The 19,243-nt window shown below is 64.9% G+C and carries 12 protein-coding genes; 10 read left to right on the top strand and 2 right to left on the bottom strand.

From position 1 onward, the window contains the following. The first annotated feature begins 3 nt into the window (after nt 1-3). The 10 genes from LOY35_RS27735 (at nt 4) to LOY35_RS27690 (ending at nt 15,508) form a co-directional block, all read left to right on the top strand. Nucleotides 4-1,308 (top strand): DotU family type VI secretion system protein, encoded by a 1,305-nt coding sequence (locus LOY35_RS27735; RefSeq protein WP_258629311.1) that lies wholly within the window; start codon nt 4-6, stop codon nt 1,306-1,308. Further along, entirely contained in the window at nt 1,305-4,805 is a 3,501-nt protein-coding gene (tssM, locus tag LOY35_RS27730; protein ID WP_258629310.1) for a type VI secretion system membrane subunit TssM, read from the top strand. The genes LOY35_RS27735 and tssM overlap by 4 nt, the downstream gene beginning before the upstream one ends. Then, nucleotides 4,802-5,455: a type VI secretion system-associated protein TagF gene (tagF, locus tag LOY35_RS27725; protein ID WP_258629309.1), complete on the top strand. Its 654-nt coding sequence runs from the start codon at nt 4,802-4,804 to the stop codon at nt 5,453-5,455. The genes tssM and tagF overlap by 4 nt, the downstream gene beginning before the upstream one ends. Then, entirely contained in the window at nt 5,456-6,187 is a 732-nt protein-coding gene (locus LOY35_RS27720; protein WP_258629308.1) for a PP2C family serine/threonine-protein phosphatase, read from the top strand. Continuing rightward, on the top strand, nt 6,184-9,285 hold the full coding sequence (locus tag LOY35_RS27715) for a serine/threonine-protein kinase (protein WP_309475893.1): 3,102 nt from the start codon (nt 6,184-6,186) through the stop codon (nt 9,283-9,285). Before LOY35_RS27720 ends, LOY35_RS27715 begins: the two co-directional genes overlap by 4 nt. Then, the gene (locus tag LOY35_RS27710; protein WP_258633751.1) at nt 9,285-10,001 is read left to right on the top strand and encodes an ABC transporter ATP-binding protein; all 717 of its coding nucleotides are present in this window, start codon (nt 9,285-9,287) and stop codon (nt 9,999-10,001) included. Before LOY35_RS27715 ends, LOY35_RS27710 begins: the two co-directional genes overlap by 1 nt. Further along, nucleotides 10,001-11,197 (top strand): ABC transporter permease, encoded by a 1,197-nt coding sequence (locus LOY35_RS27705; RefSeq protein WP_258629307.1) that lies wholly within the window; start codon nt 10,001-10,003, stop codon nt 11,195-11,197. Before LOY35_RS27710 ends, LOY35_RS27705 begins: the two co-directional genes overlap by 1 nt. Next, nucleotides 11,190-12,935 (top strand): formylglycine-generating enzyme family protein, encoded by a 1,746-nt coding sequence (locus LOY35_RS27700; RefSeq protein WP_258629306.1) that lies wholly within the window; start codon nt 11,190-11,192, stop codon nt 12,933-12,935. Before LOY35_RS27705 ends, LOY35_RS27700 begins: the two co-directional genes overlap by 8 nt. Before the next feature lie 84 nt (nt 12,936-13,019). Continuing rightward, a complete protein-coding gene (gene tagQ / locus LOY35_RS27695; protein ID WP_258629305.1) occupies nt 13,020-13,958 on the top strand; it encodes a type VI secretion system-associated lipoprotein TagQ in 939 nt (312 codons plus the stop codon). A gap of 1,172 nt (nt 13,959-15,130) precedes the next feature. Further along, complete coding sequence (locus LOY35_RS27690) at nt 15,131-15,508, top strand: helicase (RefSeq protein ID WP_258629303.1); 378 nt, start codon at nt 15,131-15,133, stop codon at nt 15,506-15,508. 175 nt (nt 15,509-15,683) lie between these two features. Here LOY35_RS27690 and LOY35_RS27685 read toward each other — a convergent pair whose 3' ends face one another. Together LOY35_RS27685 and recG are read right to left on the bottom strand one after the other, a co-directional pair. After that, nucleotides 15,684-17,081 (bottom strand): aminoacyl-tRNA deacylase and HDOD domain-containing protein, encoded by a 1,398-nt coding sequence (locus LOY35_RS27685; RefSeq protein WP_258629302.1) that lies wholly within the window; start codon nt 17,079-17,081, stop codon nt 15,684-15,686. Between the two features lie 79 nt (nt 17,082-17,160). Further along, nucleotides 17,161-19,236 carry an ATP-dependent DNA helicase RecG gene (gene recG, locus LOY35_RS27680; protein ID WP_258629300.1) on the bottom strand — a complete coding sequence of 692 codons (2,076 nt, stop codon included), beginning with the start codon at nt 19,234-19,236 and terminating at the stop codon, nt 17,161-17,163. Between the last annotated feature and the right edge of the window lie 7 nt (nt 19,237-19,243).

Below are 19,243 nucleotides of genomic sequence, written 5' to 3'. Positions count from 1 at the left end.
GCGATGAGCAACGACGATCGTACCCAGTTCATGCCAACGCCCGGCGGCCGTGGCGCCGATCCGTTCCGCCCGGATGCCGGTCGCCCTCAGCCCGCACCCGCGCCGCTGTCGATGCCGGCCGCGCCGGTGCTGACCGGCAAGGCCCAGGGCCTTAACCCGCTGGAAAGCGCCGCCGGGCCGCTGCTGGCCCTGCTGACGCGCCTGCGCAGTACCATCGCGCACCCGGCCCCGGCCAGCCTGCGCGCACAACTGCTGGCCTACCTGCGCCAGTTCGAAGAGCGCGCCGAGGCTGCCGGGGTGGTGCGCAACGACGTGCTGCTGGCCCGCTATGCCTTGTGCACCGCGCTGGATGAAGCGGTATTGAGCACTCCCTGGGGCGGCACCAGCGACTGGGGCAAGCAGAGCCTGTTGATCACCGTGCACAACGAAGCCTGGGGTGGCGAGAAAGTCTTCCAGCTGTTGGAACATTGCCTGCAAAGCCCACGGGAACGCTTGTACTTGCTGGAGCTGTTGTACCTGTGCATGTGCCTCGGTTTCGAAGGGCGCTATCGGGTGATGAACGACGGTCGCAGCCAACTCGAAGCGTTGCGCGAACGCACCAGTGCGGTGATCCGCAGTGCCCGTGGCGACTACGAACGCGAGTTGTCGCCACACTGGCGCGGCGTCACCGTGGCCCGCGACCGCCTGGCGCAATTCATGCCGCCATGGATCACCGTGGCCATCGGCGCGGCCTTGCTGCTGGCGCTGCTGTTCGGTCTGCGCATGAAACTCGCCTCCGATGCCGAACCGGTGTTCAAGAACATTCACTTCCTCGGCGAGATCCCGGTGCAGACCATCGACCGCCCTGTGGTGCAGCCGAAAGTGGTCGAGCGTCCCCGCCTGGCCGGTTTCCTGGCCGATGAAATCCGAGCCAATCGGATCGCGGTGGAAGACGCCGTCGACCGTTCGGTGGTGACCATCCGTGGCGACGAACTGTTCGCCTCGGGCAGCGCCAGCATCAAGGACGATTTCGAGCCGTTGATGCTGCGCATCGCCGATGCGGTGCGCAAGGTCAAGGGCCAGGTCCTGGTGACCGGCCACAGCGACAATCGTCCGATTGCCACGTTGCGCTTCCCGTCCAACTGGGCGTTGTCCGAAGCGCGGGCGCAGTCGGTGCTGCAGATTCTGTCGGCCAAGACCGGCCAGCCCGAGCGCTTCAGCGCCGAAGGCCGCAGCGACACCGAACCACTGGCGTCCAACGCCACCACGGAAGGGCGTGCACGCAACCGTCGGGTTGAAATCACCGTATTGGCGGAGGGAGTCGAGTGAAGGCGTTTTTCAGTTTCATGATCCGCTGGGTCATCCCGTTGCTGGGGCTGATTGCCCTGAGTCTGATCATCTGGTTCGTCGGCCCGCTGCTGGACTGGCTGGTGCCCGAAGGGCGGCGCTGGGCGTTGATCATCCTGGTGTTCGCGGTGTGGATCGCCTACCGCGTGTTCCGCATCATCCAGGCCCGTCGTCAGGCCGCCGAAGTCATGCGCAGCCTGGCCGAGCAGACGCCGCCCGACCCCACCAGCATCGCCACCGCCGAAGAACTCGAAACCCTTCGCCAGCGCATGGACGAAGCCCTGGCGCTGTTGAAGAAGGCCAAGCTGGGCGGTGACGAGCGTCGTAACCTCTACGAACTGCCGTGGTACGTGATCATCGGCCCGCCGGGGTCGGGCAAGACCACCGCGCTGGTCAACTCCGGGCTGCACTTCCCGTTGGCGGCCCAGTTGGGCGCCGGTGCGGTGCGCGGCGTCGGCGGTACCCGCAACTGCGATTGGTGGTTCACCGACCAGGCCGTCCTGCTCGACACCGCCGGGCGCTACACCACCCAGGACAGCGACGCGGCCATCGACAAGGCTGCCTGGCTGGGCTTCCTGGGGCTGCTGAAAAAGCAACGGGCCCGGCGTCCGATTGACGGCGCGTTCATCGCCATCAGCCTGTCCGACCTGCTGCTGGGCAGCGACGCCGAGCGCGCTGCCCATGCCGCCGCGATCCGCCTGCGTATCCAGGAGTTGTACACCCAACTGGGCGTGCGCTTCCCGGTCTACCTGATGCTGACCAAGCTCGACCTCGTGCCCGGGTTCATGGAGTACTTCGACACCCTGAGCAAGGAAGAGCGCGCGCAGGTCTGGGGCATGACCTTCGCCCTCGACGATGGCAAGAGCAACGACAGTCCGCTGGCGCACCTGCAAAGCGAATTCACCGGCCTGGAACAGCGCCTCAACGACCGGCTGGTGGAGCGCCTGCAACAGGAACGCGACCCGGCGCGGCGTGATCTGATCTACGGTTTCCCGCAGCAGTTCGGTGCCTTGAAGGATTGCCTGCAAAGCTTCCTCGACGGCGTGTTCAAGCCCAACGCCTTCGAAGAGCGCGTGCTGCTGCGCGGTGTGTATTTCACCAGCGGCACCCAGGAAGGCAGCCCGATCGACCGCCTGATCGGCTCCATGGCCCAAAGCATGAACCTGGACCGCCAGCACCTGGCGCGCCAGACCGGCACTGGGCGCAGCTACTTCATCGAAAAACTCTTCACCGCTGTTGCCTTCGCCGAGCGTGGGCTGGTGGGCGTCGACCCGAAAGTCGAGCGTCGGCGCAAATGGATCGCCCGGGGCGTATTGGCCTCCACCGTGCTAGTGGTGCTGGTGGTCAGCACGTTGTGGTGGGTCAGTTATCGGGCCAACCAGGCCTACATCGCCCAGGTCGACCAGAAGGTCGCGCCGCTGGGCCAGACCGTGCAGAACCTCAGCCCGGCACAGCGCGATGTGCTCGCGGTGCTGCCGTTGCTCAACGCCGTTAAACACCTGGCGGGTGATGCGCCGGATTGGGCCGAGGGCCTGGGTCTGTACCAGGGCGACATGCTGGAAGCCGAGTCCGGCAGCGTCTATCGCAAGTTGCTGATCGCGGTGTTCGCGCCGCGCCTGCTGACGCGCATCGAAGAGCAACTGCACAGCGGCGGCAATTCGGATTTCCTCTACGAAGGCTTGAAGGCCTACCTGATGCTCGCCGACAACGAGCATTACGACGCCGACTTCATCAAGGCCTGGATTGCCCTGGACTGGGATCGCAGCCTGCCCCGTGACCTGCCGGCCGAACAGCGGCTGGCCCTGAGCGAGCATCTGCAAGCGCTGTTCGAACGTCACCCGCCCACCGCACGGCTGGACCCTCGGCTGATCGAAGACCTGCGCCGGCAGTTGCAACAGCTGCCCGTGGCCCAACGCGTCTACGACCGGATCAAGCGGCAGAAACTGCCCGAGGGCATCCCGGACTTCCGCATCAACGAAGCCGCCGGGCGTGACGCCGCGCTGGTGTTCAGCCGCAAGAGCGGCAAGCCGCTGGGCGAGCCGTTGAGCGGGTTCTTCACCGTCAAGGGCTACCGCCAGGGCTTCTTGCTCACCAGCCTGAGCCAGACCGGCACCCTGGCCGAAGAGCAATGGGTGCTGGGCCATGAAGAGGCCGATCAGCAGAACGTTGCCAGCCTGGCCGCCGATGTGCGCCGGCTGTACTTCCAGGACTATCAGCGTCAATGGGATGCCTTGCTCGCCGACATCGATTTCGTACCGATCACCAGCGTGGCCCAGGCCGCCGATGTGCTACGGGTGATTTCCGGGCCGACCTCGCCGTTGAAAAAACTGTTGGTGGCGGTGGCGAAGGAAACCGACCTGCAACAGGACGAACGCCTGCTGGCCGCCAAGGGCGCGCCGGTGGAGGGCGGGGTGGACAAGCTCAAGGAACGCCTGGGCAGCTTGCTCGGCCAGGAGCAGGCGACGCAAAGCGCACCGCAGGCCAGCGACGACCCGATCACGGCGCACTTCGCCGAGCTCAACAGCATCGTCAGCAAAAACGAAGGTGAACCGGCCGCCATCGATGGCTTGCTGGCCGACATGAATGCCTTGTACGTGCAGGTCAGTGCCATGGTCGGCGCCAGCGGCGATGCCTTGCTCGGCGAAGCCAAGAACCAGGCCGCGGCGGCCGCCACCCGGGTCAGCCTCAACGCCGAGCGTCAGCCGCCGTTGGTGCAGGGGTTGGTCAAGTCGGTGGTTAACTCCACCACCAACAGCATGATGGGCGGGGTGCGCAATCAACTGAACGCCGCCTGGACCAGCGAAGTGGTGAACATCTACCGCCAGTCCCTGGCCGGGCGTTATCCGATGTCGCCGGGCAGTGCCCGGGACGCGACCCTGGATGACTTCGGCCAGTTCTTCGGCGTCGGCGGGGTGATGGACAACTACTTCCGCAAGTACCTGCAACCTTACGTCGATACTTCCACACCGACCTGGCGCTGGCAGCCGGGTGCGGCGCAGAAACTCGGCATCGCCCCTGGCGTGCTGCAGACCTTCCAGCGCGCGGCGGCCATTCGCGACGCGTTCTTCCGTTCCGGCGGCACCCAGCCGATGGTGCGCTTCGAGCTCAAGCCGGTGGCGATGGACTCGACCATCACCCAGTTTCTGCTCGATCTCGATGGCCAGCAGTTGAGCTACGACCACGGCCCGAGTCGCCCGACCGCCATGCAGTGGCCGAACCCGGGCAGCATCGGCGTGGTGCGGATCTCGGTCATGCCGCCGTCCTCCAACGGTCGCTCCGGTATCACCCTGGATGGGCCGTGGGCCTGGTTCCGGCTGCTGGAGCAGTCGGACCTGACCGCCGGCAACTCGCCGGACCGCTTCAACCTGCGGCTGCGGGTCGATAACGCCAGCGCTTCCTACGAGCTGCGGGCCAGCAGTGCCTTCAACCCGTTCAAAAGCCGCGTGCTCAGCGGCTTCAGCCTGCCGGAGCGGCTATGAGTACACCGGGTTTCTATGGAAAGTTGGCCAGCCGTGGGGATTTTGTCAGCCGTGGCTTGCCCCAGAGCTTTATTGGCCCGTGGGACTCGTGGCTGGCGGCCGGTTTGCTCGCCAGTCAGACCTGCCTCGGCGAGCGATGGCTGGATGCCTATCTGGTCAGTCCGCTGTGGCGCTTCATGGTCGCCCCCGGCGTGTGCGGGCCGGACGCTGCGGTTGGGGTGGTGATGCCGAGCATCGACCGGGTCGGTCGCTATTTTCCGCTGACCGTCGCGGTGTTGCTGGAGCCCGATGCGGACCCGGCGTCGGTGGTCGGCGGTGCGGATGAGTGGTTCGAGCGGGTGGAGAACCTGCTGCTGAGCACATTGAGCGTAGAGGCCACGTTCGAAGCCTTCGGCGCGGAACTGGAAAACCTTGGCAGCCCGATGTTTCTGCCACGTATCCCCAGCAACCGGTTTGCCAGCCTGCATCGCTTCGATGCCACCGACCCGCAGCGGCGCATGAGTGCCCTGGCCGAGTCGGCATGTGAGGGCGCGAGCCTGTGGTGGGGGCAGGGTTCGGAGCGCATCGCGCCCGGTTTGATGCGCTGCCAGGGCCTGCCGGCCGCTGCTGACTTTGCGCAATTTTTGCTCGGCCAAGAAGGTGTTGTGTAGATGCGTCCAAGTGCTGGGAAAGCCTGCAAATCTGCAAGCAAGAGCCACGTTGGCATGGTCCGCCAGGTTAACGAAGATGCGTGCCTGGACCTGCCGGAAAACGGCCTCTGGGTGGTCGCCGATGGCATGGGCGGGCACGCGGCCGGCGACTACGTCAGCAGCCTGATCGTCGACAGCCTGCGCAACATTGCCGTGGGCCGTTCGCTGGACGAATACATCGCGGCGCTGCAAAGCGACCTGCAGCGGGTCAACGCCGCCGTGCGTGAAGAAACCGCCAACCGTGGCGTGACCATGATGGGCAGCACCGTGGTGGTACTCGCCGTTCGTGACCTGCGCGGCATGTGCCTGTGGGCCGGCGACAGCCGCTTGTATCGCCTGCGCGACGGCGTGCTGGAAGGCATCTCCCGGGATCACAGCTACGTCCAGGACCTGCAGGACAGCGGCCTGCTCAGCGAGGCCGAAGCCCGGGTGCATCCCCGGGCCAATATCGTCACCCGCGCCATCGGTGTCGAGGCGCAGTTGAACCTGGCGATGACCGAGCTGCTGCTGGTGCCCGGCGACAGCTACCTGTTGTGCAGCGACGGGCTGACCAAGACCGTCGAAGACGAAGAAATCCGCGAAGTGCTGAGCCACGACGAACCCGGCGAAATTGCCAGCAGCCTGGTCTCCCTGGGCCTGATGCGCGGCGCCCCGGACAACATCACCGTGGTGGTTGTGAAGGTGCCGTCATGAACTCCGTTTTGAACATCCAGATCCCCGGCTACGACATCGACGGCGAGATCGGCGAAGGCGCGATGGCCAGTGTTTACCTGGCGACCCAGCGCTCATTGGAGCGCAAGGTGGCGCTCAAGGTCATGGCGGCCGCGCTGGCCGCCGACCCGACGTTCTGCGAGCGCTTCCTGCGCGAAGGCAAGACCCTGGCGCGCCTGTCGCACCCGCACACCGTCACCATCCATGACATCGGCAATGTCGGTGAGCTGTATTACATGGCGATGGAGTACCTGCCCAACGGCACGCTCAAGGAACGCATCGCCGCCGGCCTGTCGCCGGAGCAGGGCCTGACCTACATTCGCCAGATCGCCTCGGCCCTGGGCTACGCCCATGGACTGGGCCTGGTGCACCGCGACGTCAAGCCGGCGAACATCCTGTTCCGTGCCGACGGCACGGCGGTGCTCTCGGACTTCGGCATCGCCAAGTCCCTGGACGATCGCACCCAATTCACCCAGGCCGGTTTCGCGGTGGGCACGCCCAGCTACATGAGTCCGGAACAGGCTCGCGGGCAGGACATCGACGGCCGTGCCGACCTGTATGCCCTGGGGGTGGTGCTCTACGAAATCCTCGTCGGCAAGTTGCCGTATACCGGCAACGATGCGCTGTCCACGGCCCTGGCCCACCTGACCGAACCGCTGCCGGAACTGCCGGTGCACCACGGCCGCTACCAGGATGTGCTGCGCAAGCTGTTGGCGAAGGACCCGGCGGAACGGTTCCCGGATGCGGCAGCGCTGTTGCGGGCCCTGGATAACCTGCCGGCGGATTCGGCCGAGGCGACCCTGATCCGGCCATTGCCGCTGCCCGTGCCGCCGCCATCGAGCCGCGATGACCTGGCGGGATTGACGCCGATGTCCATCGACATCCCGAGCGGCCCCGCGCAGCCCCAATCGCAACCGAAGCCACAACCGACGCCAGTCCCGCCACCGGTGAGCCCGCCCCAGCGCCCTGCCGCCACGCAGCCGCGCAAGACCCCGGTGTTCGCCCTTGCCGCCGTCGCGGTGGCCGTGGCGTTGGCCTTGGGTGGCGCGGGGTATTGGTGGTTGTCCGGTGACAGCGGCAAGACCGGCAAGCAGTCCGTGGCATCCACGACCTCGTCCAGCAAACCGCCGGTAAAAGTGCCTGAGACGCCTCCGGTGAAGAACCCCGAGGCGCCACCGGTCAAGCCGCCAGTCAATCCGCCCGTGGCGACGGAAGCCGATGGCGGCCAGCGTCCTTTGTTGATGGCCGGCAAGAAAACCCTGTTCCAGCGGGTGCTGAGCAAACCGGGGGCGAAGCTCGCCGCCGAACCGGGCGCCGCGCCGGGCAAGGAGCTGCCGGCGTTCTCGGTGCTGTACGTGTACCAGCGCAAAGACGTCAATGGCGGCGCCTGGGTGCGGGTCGGCGCCGCCACGGACGGGCGCAGCGACGGCTGGTTGCCGGCTGCCCAGGTCAGCGACTGGAAACAGAGCCTGGTGCTCAAGTTCACCGAACGTTCCGGCCGCGCGCCGGTGATGTTCCTGCGTCAGCCTGGCGAAGTGGAAAAGCTGCTGGCCAACCCGTCGAACGCCAAGAACGTGCTGCTCAAGGCCCAGCAGAACCGCGAGGATAACCAGCAGGTGCTGGCCCTGGAGCCGGCCGCCAGCGCCGTACCGCAGAACCAGTTCTACCTGTTGCCGATCTTCGACTCCCGCGAGAGCTTCGATGAGAATGGTCAGCCGGTGCAGTTGCTCAACGTGGCCTCCATCGACCCTGGCAACACCCCTCGGGCAGCCTCCAACAACACGCCGATCCTGACCGCCAATGCCGATGCGTTCCGCACTGCGGTGGTGCTGGTGGTGGACACCACCGTGTCCATGCAGCCCTACATCGATCAGGTGCGCGACGTGGTGCACCAGTTGCAGGCTCGGATCGCCGAGCGTGGCGAGTTGGACAGCGTCAGCTTCGGCATGGTGGGTTTCCGCAGCAGTGTCAAGAAAACCCCAGGCCTGGAATACGTGGCCAAGACCTTGATCACCCTGGAACAGGGCCGCGACCCGCAACGCTTCCTGGACCTTGCACGGCAGGTCAAGGCGTCCACGGTGTCGAGCCATTCCTTCAACGAGGATGCGTTTGCCGGCGTGATGGAAGCGGTCGAGGGCATGGACTGGTCCGGCTATGGCGGGCGCCTGATCCTGCTCGTTACCGACGCCGGTGCCTTGCGCAAGAACGATCCCTTTGCCGCGACGCAGATGAACGAAGCCGAAGTGCGTCAAGCCGCCCTGGGCAAGCAAATCAAGATCTACGCCCTGCACCTGCTCAGCGACGCCGGCAAGAAAACCCACGCCGGTGCCCAGAGCCAATACCGCACCCTGACTGCCGATGCCAACCCGCAGATCGGTGACTTGTACATTCCCGTCGCCGGCGCGGATGTGCACAAGCTGGGCGAGCGGGTGGACGAGATCGGTTCGGTGTTCGCCGACCTCGTGCATCAGGTGCGCAGCAACAAAGTGCAGGCGGTTCCGCAGTTGAGTGCCGCGCCGAGTCTGGCTGACAAGTCGGCGGCGGTCGGTTATGCCATGCACATGGACTTCCTCGGGCGCAAGGCCGCCAGCCAGGCGCCGCAACTGGTCAGCGCCTGGACCGCCGACCGCGACCTGACCAACCCGGCGCTGCCGGCGTTCCAGGTCTGCGTGATGCTCACCAAGCTGCAACTCAACGACCTGCAACAGTCGCTGAAGCTGATCGTCGACGCGGCCCGCAAGACCCAGAGCTCGCCCAAGGATTTTTTCCAGGAAATTGCCAGTGCCAGTGCCTACATGAGCCGCGACCCCTCGGCTTTGCGCAAGGGCGGCAACCTCGCCGACGGCGGCATCCTCGGCGAGTACCTGGAGGGGCTGCCGTACCGCAGCAAGTCGCTGAGCATGACCCAGGACCTGTGGCTGTCCTTGAGCGTGGCCGAGCAGGAAGACTTCATCGATGAGCTGGATTCGAAAATCCGCCTCTATGAAACCTTCCACAACGACCTCGCCAACTGGGTGCGCTTCGGCGACGCCGAGCCGGGCGATGCGCTGTACCGCGTTCCGTTGTCGACCTTGCCATGATGCTGAGCCTGAGTGCGGTGCACAAAAGCCGGGGCGCCGGCAGCCAGCGCTATAGCCTGGTGATCCCACGGCTGCAATTGCGTGCCGGTGAACAACTGGCGCTGGTCGGCCCCAGCGGCTGCGGCAAGAGCACTTTGCTGGACATGCTGGCGCTGGTGTTGGCGCCGGATCAGGCCGCGCAGTTCGACTTTGCCCCTGCCGATACGACGCTGGACATCGCCCGGCTGTGGCGTGGCACCGGGCAAAATACGCTGGCGCAGCTGCGCAGCCGGCACCTGGGTTATGTGCTGCAAACGGGCGGCTTGCTCGGGTTCCTGACTGTGCGCGGCAACATCGAGCTGTCGCGCAAACTGCTCGGCTTGAAGGATGACGGCAGCGTGGCGCGCCTGGCCGGGCAACTGGATATTGCCGATCAACTGGACAAGAAACCGGCGGACCTGTCCGTCGGCCAGCGCCAGCGGGTCAGTTGTGCCCGGGCCCTGGCCCACGGTCCGCGGCTGCTGCTGGCGGATGAGCCGACGGCGGCCCTCGACCCGTTGAACGCCGAGCGGGTCATGCAGTTGCTGGTGACCCAGACCCGTGACAGCGGCGTGTGCTGCGTGGTTGCCACCCACGATGAAGCCCTGGCCCGCGCCAGCGGCTTGCAGGTGCGGCGCATCAGTTGCCGTCGCGACGTCGACGGCGGTGTCACCGCCACCCTTGGGGAGGCTTGCTGATGCGCGGCGCGCTGGTGGCTTCCCTGGCCTGGCAGGACTATCGCAACGACGCCTGGCTGTCGGCCTGCTCGGTGCTGGCGCTGGTGGCGGTGGTGGCGCCGTTGCTGGTGCTGTTCGGGCTGAAATTCGGCCTGGTCAGCAGCCTGACCGAGCGCCTGCAAAGCGACCCGGCCACCCGGGAGATCATTCCCCTGGGCGGTGGTCGCTTCAGCGCCGAGTTCATCGAACAGTTGGGCCGGCGCGGCGATGTGTCGTTCGCCCTGCCGCGCACCCGGCAGATCGCCGCGACGGCGGACCTGAACAACGCAACGGCGGCCGTCACCGTCGAGATGATCCCCACCGCCGCCAACGACCCCTTGCTCGACCACCTGCCGTTGCCCCAAGGGTTGGACGAGGTGGTGCTCAGCCAGACCGCTGCCGAGAAGCTTGGCGCCAAGGCTGGCGATTGGTTGCAGGCCAGTTTTGGCCGGCAGGTGGCCGGTCGCAGTGAGGCGCAGCGGACCCGGGTCCGGGTGCTGCACGTATTGCCGCTGGAAGCCTTTGCCCGTGATGGATTGTTCGCGCCGCTGGCCCTGCTGGAAGCGGCCGAGGACTACCGCGACGGGCGTGCGGTGCCCGCGCTCGGCTGGCCGGGCGATGCGGTGGGTGTTGCCGGGCAGCGCGTCTATCCGGCGTTTCGTCTGTACGCCCGCAGCCTCGGCGATGTGGAACCGCTGCGGCAGTATTTCGTGGCGCAGAATCTTTTGGTGTCGACCCAGGCCCAGACCATCGCACAAGTGCAATCGTTGAGCCGCAACCTGTCGATCGTGTTCTGGATCATCGCCGGGTTGGCGTTGGCCGGGGCGTTCGCGGCGATTTTTGCCGGAGCGCTGGCGGCGGTCGAACGCAAGCGGCGGGAGCTGTCGGTGTTGCGCCTGTTGGGGGTGTCCACCGCCGCGCTGCTGCTGTTCGTGGTGTTGCAGGCGCTGTACAGCGCCAGCCTCGCGGCTCTGCTGAGTGCCGGGTTGTACGGCCTGGCGCAGTCGGGCCTGAATCATTTATTTGCACAGATGCCGGGCGAGTACGCCAGCCATCTGCTGCTGCGTCACTACACCCTGGCCCTGGTGGCCGTGCTCGGCGTCAGCGCCGTGGCGGCGGCCTGTGGCGGCTGGCGGGTGGCGCGCATCCAGGCCTCTGAAGGAATCCGTGATGTATAAGTTACTGGGCGCCGCCGTGGCGCTGAGCCTGGCCAGTCTGGCCGCTCTGAGCAACATCGCCAGCGCCGATGAAGGCAGCGACAAGCTGGACAACCCCAAGCCGTTGCCCGATGACGTCAGCCTGCCGCTGCCGTGTGACGGACAGATGGTGTTCCGCTACGTCTACATCCTCGCCCAGGGCACCCTGGACGACCGTGAGATCAGCCTGGGCTACCCGTTCAGCGAGGGCGAGGCCGGTTACCAGCAGTCGTTCATTTCCGGCTACCGGCGCGACTTCATCAACGGCCAGTTCACCCTCAAGGATCTGCCCAAGGACTGGAACAAGACCATCACGCCGTTGATGCCCAAGACCGACGCCCAGACGCCGCTCAAGCCGATGCTGTACTTCATCGGCAAATACGAAGTCACGGCGCGCCAATACGCCCAGGTCATGGCCCAGGCCCAGTCCCTGGCCAGCGGTGAGCCGGCACCGGCCTGCGAGACCCTGCAAGCCGAGCTGCCCCAGGGCATGGCCGGGCGCTTGCCCAAAGTGAAACTGTCGAAGTTCGAGGCCGAGCGTTTCTCGGCGGTGTACAGCGCCTGGCTGATGAAATACCACAAGGACCTGCTGCCGGTGAGCGGTCGCGGCACCTCCGCCGAAGACGGCGGGCTGGGCTTCGTGCGCCTGCCCACCGAAGTCGAGTGGGAATTCGCCGCCCGTGGCGGGCAGGCTGTCAGCCGCCAGGACCTGGAAGGACGGCTGTTCCCACGGCGCCTGGAAGGCAGTGAAAGCGACGGACCATTAGCCGATTGGGCGGTGTTCAACCAAGTGGCCGGCGGCACGGGCCAGGCGGCGCGACTGATGCCCATCGGCACCAAGTTGCCGAACCCCGTCGGCCTGTTCGACGTGATCGGCAACGCGGCCGAAATGGTCCAGGAGTCCTTCCAGCTGGTGCATTCCGGACGACGCCAGGGCGCCTACGGTGGTTTCGTGGTCAAGGGCGGCAACTACCTGGAAGGCGAGGGCACGCTGTTCACCGGCATGCGCCGTGAATACCCCTTGTTCACAGCCGACGGCACCGAGCAAAGCAACGAAACCACGGGCTTCCGGGTGGCTGTCGGCGCGCTGTCGGCACCGCGTTCGCGCTACAAGGAACTGTTCGCCCAATGGCAGAAAGAAGGTCGCCTCGCGTCCCTGACCGATGCCATCGACGACGCCCAGGATCCGACCAAGCGCCTGGACAGCATCATCGCTGCCAGCGTCGACCCGCGGCTGCAAGCCGAACTGGGACTGGTCAACGAAGAACTCAAGCGCAACGTCTCGCTCATCGCCCAGCAACGCGAGGAAGCGGCCGGCAACCTGATCCAATCGGCGGCCCTGGTGGCCGAGACCGTCAACAACTACAACATCCGCCTGACCAATCTGCAGCGCAGCCACCAGGTGGCGGTGGACGCCAAGGACGATGCCAGCGCGCAACTGTTCGCCACGGCCATCGACAACGGCCGCAGCGCGCTGGATGGCGCGGTGGCGATCTATATCGACAACCTGGCGACCGGCACGCGTTACACCGATGCCGTGATCCAGGCGCAGTTTCAACGCATCAAGGAGGAGATGGAGCGCAAGCCGGTGCTGGGCAAGAGCCTGGTGGCGCGCGCGACCTTATTCGTTCGTCATGTCGGGGAATATCGTCAACAAAAACGAGCCGACCCGGCGGCGATATTGAAGGAATTGCTGGCAACGAGCGCCCTGCGGTCTTGAGTGCTCACTGTTGGCAAGCTTGGAGGGAACCCATGCGGCGTCGGGCCGTGCTGGGTTGGTCAAAACTTAAAAGAGAACACAACTATGCTTTTCTCCCGTAAACCTTTTGCTTCGGTTTCCAAGCGTCATTTGCTGATGGTCGCCGTCGGCTTCAGCACCGTACTGACCGGTTGCGCGACGTCGCCGACGTCCAAGGTCGCGTCGAGCACCAAGGTCGAGTACTACCCTAACTGCTACGAGCCGGTGCAGCACCTGCGCGCCACCGAAGGCAACATGACCCAGTCGGTTATCACCGGCGCCGCTGTCGGCGCGGTGGGTGGCGCACTGCTGGGTGCCTTGACCGGTGACTCCGATAACCGTGGCCGTAACGCCGCCATCGGTGCCGCGGGCGGCGCCCTGGCCGGTGGTGCAGCCGGTTACTACACCGAGCGCCAGAAGCAGATCGCCGATGACAACCAGCGCATCGCCTCCTACGCCGCTGACGTCAACAAGCGTGTGGGCGACATCGACCGCAGCACCGCCTACGCCAAGGCTTCGCAGCAGTGCTACCAGAGCGCGTTCACCAAACTGGTCGCCGACCGCAAGGCCAAGACCGTCAACGACACCGAAGGCCGCAAGCGCCTGGCGGAAATCGTCGCCGGCCTGAAAGAGTCCAACGACCTGATCGTCGCGGTCAACGGCAAAGCCTCCGAAGACCTGAACAACTACACCCAGGCCTACGAGAAAGACCTGCAGCAAGTAGGTGTGCAGCGCACTGACGTGGTCACCGTGGCAACTGCCGACACTACGCCGGTCGTGACCTCGACCAAGACAAAGAGCAAGACCAAGATAGTCGCGGCGAAGAAGAAAGAACTGCCAACCGTGCCGAAAGAAGCGGTGACCACCGAGAAAACCCTGCAGACCGCCAAGGCCAAGCAGGATGAAAGCAAGCAAGTCGCCAGCGCCGGTAACACCCAGGTCAACAGCATGTGCAAAAACCCGGACCTGGGCGACTGGGCACCGGTTCCTTGCCCGAATGTTTGATTGAGTGATTGCTGCTGATCATTTGATCACTGCATAAACCCTGTGGGAGCGAGCCTGCTCGCGATGGCGTCGGTTCAGTTGGCTTCAATGTCGACTGAGCCTCCGTCATCGCGAGCGGGCTCGCTCCCGCAGTTGTTTTGTGGTGGTCGCAAAATCCGCGTTATCCCCGATTCCCTTGTGGGAGCGGGCTTGCTCGCGAAGGCGGCCTGACAGTTGGCGGGGATTTGTTGATCGGGTGCATATCCATTGCCGCGGTAACGGCTACTTATGGTTCCGCTTTTACAGCGGGTTACTTTTGGCAAACGCCCGGAATGCCGGCCCAGCCAAAAGTAACCAAAAAGGCTTGGCCCCACCACTCGGCACCTCGCCAAGGCGAGGTGTTCCCTCACTCCGGCATTGCTCCGTGGGCCCGCCGCGAAGGGCCATCCATGGCCCAGCGCGGCTATCCCGGCATCCATGCCGGAATGCCCACTACGCAACGCCTGCGTTCGGCCGTCGTGGTTAACGGGGCCTGAAGATCAAAAGCAAAAGCAAAAGCAAAAGCAAAAGCGCGGCGGTCTTATAGCTGACCTGTCTCTTGCGGCTGTACCCGATCCCATTGTGGGAGCGAGCCTGCTCGCGATGGCGGAAGCCCGGCTTGCATCAAGGCTGGCTGACTTACCCCTTGCCTCCCAGCGCCGCCGTCTCCTGCGCTTCCAGACGATCCAGCGCCCGTTCCACCAGCAACTGACCGCTTGCACGCGATTGAAGGTGGCAGCTGTGAGCGAGTGTGCAAGACCGGGTAAAGCCAACCAAACCCCGGCAGACTTCAAGAGTCTCCCGAACACAGCCGCCATAGAACACAGGCACGAACGCGCCTTGAATCGACGGAGGCATTTTGAGGTGGCTGTTTTACTCGGACTTGCACGTCCGTGTCACCGTTTTTTGCGATGACGGATAAAGGTTATCGGTGCCTCGGTCCACTGCCTAGTTCATGAACAGCCCGACGTTTTGAAGGAAATATCTGAAGCGGCTGACGAAAATGAAAGCCCAGGCGTTTATCTGTAAGACGTGACTTGGTAGTCATCTTGCAGGAAAACCTATTCATCTCCCATTAAAGCGATCAGATGATGGCGTTTGGCCGAAGAATCGCTAAACTGCGCCAGCCATTAACTTTCTTCGAGACGTTGCCCATGAAATTTCGTTTCCTGTTGTGGATGCTGGGCTTGCTGATGGGCAAGGCCAGTCGGACCAACCCGGCGTTCCAGCAACAATTGGGCGACAAGGAACTGGTGTTCCAGCTGCAAACCCTGGACGGCAAGGTCGCCCGGCATTTCACCGTGAAGAACCAACGCATCACCAGCCACTCCGGCACCTACCCAACCCCGGCTTTCGCCATCGCCTTCAAGGACGCCGCCTACGGCTTCGCCACGATGCAGGCCAAGAACAAGCAACTGGCGTTCATGAACGGGATTCAGGACAAGGCGATCCAGATCAAGGGCAACCCGGCGCTGGTGATCTGGTTCCAGGGGTTGATGCGGTATCTGAAGCCGAGGAAGACGAAAGCCTAGTGATTGCCTTTGTGGCGAGGGGATTTATCCCCGCTGGGCTGCGAAGCGGCCCTAAAAATCTGCATGCGGGGTGTGCCAGGCTGACTGTATCCAACCTTTTGGGGCTGCTTCGCAGCCCAGCGGGGATAAATCCCCTCGCCACAAAGGCTCGGTGATGCAGTGACCCGCGTGGCCTTCAGCCATGGAACTGCGAAGCCAACTCCCGCAACAACACTTCAGCTTCCAGCACTTTGCTGACCACGTCGTTAGCCTTCTCCCGGGTCAAACCCACACGCTCGAGCAGCGCATCGGGGATTTCTTCGTCCGGGCCGGAGCCGACGCTACGGGCCCGCAGCAGGCGCACGGCCAGGCAGACCAGGTTCGGGTAGGCGGCGTATTCGCCGTCGTAGTGCGGGTCGTGCTGGAAGCGCAGGGCGGTGGCCAGTTCGTCGGGCATGTCCCAGTAGCGCATCAGCCAGGCGCCGATCTGTTCGCGGCTGATGCCTAGCAGGTGCTGTTCCACGTAGCTGTGACACAGGTGCGGGTTGACCTCCAGGTGGCGGCAGATCAACGAGAAGTGCGGTGGGAACACGTGGGCCAGCAGCAAGTAGCCGAAATTGTGCAGCAGGCCGGAGAGGTACGTCAGCCCCCCTTCCGGGCGCTGGGCGCGAGGCATGGCACGGGTCAGGCCTTCGATGACTGCAGCGGTGTAGATCGACTGGTGCCAGTACGGCGTGGCGTGTTGCGGGTGGTCCTTGGGCAGGCTCAGGGTCTTGCCCAGCGCCAGGCCCAGCGCCAGGTTGATCACCAGGTCGAAACCCAGCACCCGGACGATGGCATCTTCCACCGAACGGATCTTGCCCGGCGAGGCGTAGTAGGGCGACGCGGCCCAGCTCACCACCTGCGCGGCCAGGGCCGGGTCGGTTTCGACGACACCGGTGATGTCATCGATGGTGGCATCGGGGTCGACCCGCAGCTTGATGATTTTTTGCGCGGTTTCCGCCAGTGGCGGGATCTCGATGGTTTCTTCCAGTCGTTGCTGGATCCGGCGCGCGGTGAAGGCCTGCACAGCCTGGGTGATTTCCGCGCGGTCGTCGTGCGGGCGGTCCAGGTTGGGAGTGATATTGCTCACGGGCTCGCCGAACGTCGCGGCGCTGGCCTTGGTGAGCATGCTCTTGAAGGCCTCGCTGGTGACTTCCAGCAACACCCCCGGCTCGCCCGAATGGATCAGCAGCTTCGGCTCGCGCAGCAGGCTTTCTTCATACAGGCACGGCGAGCTGGTCAAGGCCGGCAGGCCGGGCAGCAGGCTCAGGTTGTGTTTGCCGAGCATGCGCTCCAGGCGTTCGGTCGGTACCGCCGTGAGTTTGCGACCGGTGAGTTCGGCCAGGCGGTTGAGGTCCAGGAGCTGGCTTTGTGGAAACAGCACCATGAGCGCGCCGACGGCATCGTGCAGCAGAACCGCCTGCACCTTGCGGGCGGGGTTCAGGCTCGGTCGTTCTATCACTTCGTCAAAGCCGATGCCTAATTTCTCGAGCAACTGCCGAATCACTGACGGAGCGTGCGGAATTTCGGGGGCGAGGGCAGCTTCAGTCATGGTCTGTATCCGTTTTCCTACAAGTGCAGCAGTATAACCAGCTTGCCGAGGCAGATGCGCCCGGAAACTGCGAGCGTGCTCACACTTGGCCGTATTGCTGCCCGTGGCGCAGCCAGCGGTCCAGCAGCGGGCTGACGTGGTCGGGCCAGCGTTCCAGCAGAGCCTGGGCGGCGTCGCGTACCGCAGGGAGCAGGTCGGCGTCGCGCATCAGGTCGGCTACCTTGAATTGAAGCAGACCGGTCTGGCGCGTGCCGAGCATTTCACCGGGGCCGCGCAATTCGAGGTCTTTTTCAGCGATGACGAACCCGTCATTGGTTTCACGCATGATGCCCAGGCGCTGACGGCCGATCTGCGACAGCGGCGGGTGATACAGCAGCACGCAATGGCTGGCGGCGCTGCCCCGGCCAACCCGGCCGCGTAGCTGGTGCAGCTGCGCGAGGCCCAGGCGCTCGGGGTTTTCGATGATCATGAGGCTGGCATTGGGCACGTCCACACCGACTTCGATCACCGTGGTGGCGACCAGCAATTGCAGAGCGCCGGCCTTGAATTCGGCCATAACGGCGGCTTTCTCGACGGGTTTCATGCGGCCGTGGATCAACCCGACCTTCAACTCACCGAGGGCGGCGGTGAGGTCTTCGTACGTGGTTTCGGCGGCCTGACAGGTCAGCTCTTCGGATTCCTCGATCAACGTGCACACCCAGTAGGCCTGCCGCCCCTCGGCGCAGGCGCTGCGCACCCGTTCGATCACCTCGACCCGCCGGGTGTCGGTGACCAGCACGGTGTTGACTGGGGTACGCCCGGGGGGCAGTTCGTCGAGGATCGAGGTGTCGAGGTCGGCGTAGGCGCTCATGGCCAGGGTCCGCGGAATCGGCGTGGCGGTCATGATCAACTGATGCGGGCACATGCGCCCGCCCACGCCTTTCTGGCGCAGGGCCAAGCGTTGTTGCACACCGAAGCGGTGCTGTTCGTCGATGATCACCAGGGCCAGGTTCTTGAACTGCACTTCGTCCTGGAACAGCGCATGGGTGCCCACCACCATCGGCGCGCCTTCGGCGATCTGCGCCAGGGCGGCGGTGCGGTTCTTGCCCTTGAGCTTGCCGGCCAGCCAGGCGACTTCGATGCCCAACGGTTCGAGCCAGCGCTGGAAGGTAATAAAATGCTGCTCGGCGAGGATCTCGGTAGGCGCCATCAGCGCCACCTGGTAACCAGCTTCCAGGGCCTGGAGCGCGGCGAGGGCGGCGACCACGGTCTTGCCCGCGCCCACGTCGCCCTGGATCAGCCGCAGCATCGGCTCGGGTTGGCTCAGGTCGTAGGCGATTTCGTTGCCGACCCGTTGCTGGGCACCGGTGGGCGTGAAGCCCAGGTTGGCCAGGTAGCGCGCCGGCAAATCCCGGGCCTTGGGCATGGCCGGGGCGCGCAGCGAACGCAGGCTTTCACGCAGGCGTTGTTGCGACAGTTGATGGGTCAGCAGTTCTTCGAAGGCCAGCCGGTGCTGGGCCCAGTGATGACCGAGGGCCAGCTCCTCGACATCGGCATCGGCCGGCGGATGGTGCAGGTAACGGATCGCATCGGCCAGCGGTGCCAGTTGATAGTCCCGGGCCAGCTCCTTGGGCAGCCAGTCGGGCAGGCTGCTGGGGCCCAACAGGGTCAGGGTCTGCTGGCAGAGCTGGCGCAGGCGCTGTTGGGTCAGGCCTTCGGTGAGCGGATAGACCGGGGTCAGGGTTTCGTCCACCGGCGGCGGTTCGTCGCCGGTGATGGCGCGGTATTCCGGGTGATAGATCTCCAGCCCCGACGCGCCGGGCCGCGCTTCGCCATAGCAGCGCACGCGGGTGCCCCGCTTGAGGCCTTCCTTCTGTGCATTGCTGAAGTGATAGAAGCGCAGGCTGAGCCCGCCGGTGCCGTCCTGCAGGCGCACCACCAGGCTACGGCGGCGGCCCATGACCACGTCGGCGCCGCTGACGGTGCCTTCGATCACCGCATCCTGTCCAGGGCGCAAATGGCCGATGGGCACCACGCGGGTGCGGTCCTGGTAACGCAGCGGCAGGTGGAACAACACGTCCTGGAGGTTTTCCAGACCGACCTTGGCCAGCTTCTCGGCCATGGCTTCACCGACACCCTTGAGGGTCGTGACCGGTACCTTGGACAGCTCAGTCATGGTCGAG

It is taken from the genome of Pseudomonas sp. B21-028 (assembly GCF_024749045.1).
Lineage (GTDB): Bacteria > Pseudomonadota > Gammaproteobacteria > Pseudomonadales > Pseudomonadaceae > Aquipseudomonas.
Note: the sequence above shows the minus strand (reverse complement) of the source record. Positions and strands in the feature narration are given on the sequence as shown.

Bases quoted from the DNA above. Each gene is read 5' to 3' on its own strand.
- LOY35_RS27735 (WP_258629311.1), top strand. From the start codon at position 4: ATGAGCAACGACGATCGTACCCAGTTCATGCCAACGCCCGGCGGCCGT.
- tagF (WP_258629309.1), top strand. From the start codon at position 4,802: ATGAGTACACCGGGTTTCTATGGAAAGTTGGCCAGCCGTGGGGATTTT.
- LOY35_RS27720 (WP_258629308.1), top strand. From the start codon at position 5,456: ATGCGTCCAAGTGCTGGGAAAGCCTGCAAATCTGCAAGCAAGAGCCAC.
- LOY35_RS27715 (WP_309475893.1), top strand. From the start codon at position 6,184: ATGAACTCCGTTTTGAACATCCAGATCCCCGGCTACGACATCGACGGC.
- LOY35_RS27710 (WP_258633751.1), top strand. From the start codon at position 9,285: ATGCTGAGCCTGAGTGCGGTGCACAAAAGCCGGGGCGCCGGCAGCCAG.
- LOY35_RS27705 (WP_258629307.1), top strand. From the start codon at position 10,001: ATGCGCGGCGCGCTGGTGGCTTCCCTGGCCTGGCAGGACTATCGCAAC.
- LOY35_RS27700 (WP_258629306.1), top strand. From the start codon at position 11,190: ATGTATAAGTTACTGGGCGCCGCCGTGGCGCTGAGCCTGGCCAGTCTG.
- tagQ (WP_258629305.1), top strand. From the start codon at position 13,020: ATGCTTTTCTCCCGTAAACCTTTTGCTTCGGTTTCCAAGCGTCATTTG.
- LOY35_RS27690 (WP_258629303.1), top strand. From the start codon at position 15,131: ATGAAATTTCGTTTCCTGTTGTGGATGCTGGGCTTGCTGATGGGCAAG.
- LOY35_RS27685 (WP_258629302.1), bottom strand. From the start codon at position 17,081: ATGACTGAAGCTGCCCTCGCCCCCGAAATTCCGCACGCTCCGTCAGTG.
- recG (WP_258629300.1), bottom strand. From the start codon at position 19,236: ATGACTGAGCTGTCCAAGGTACCGGTCACGACCCTCAAGGGTGTCGGT.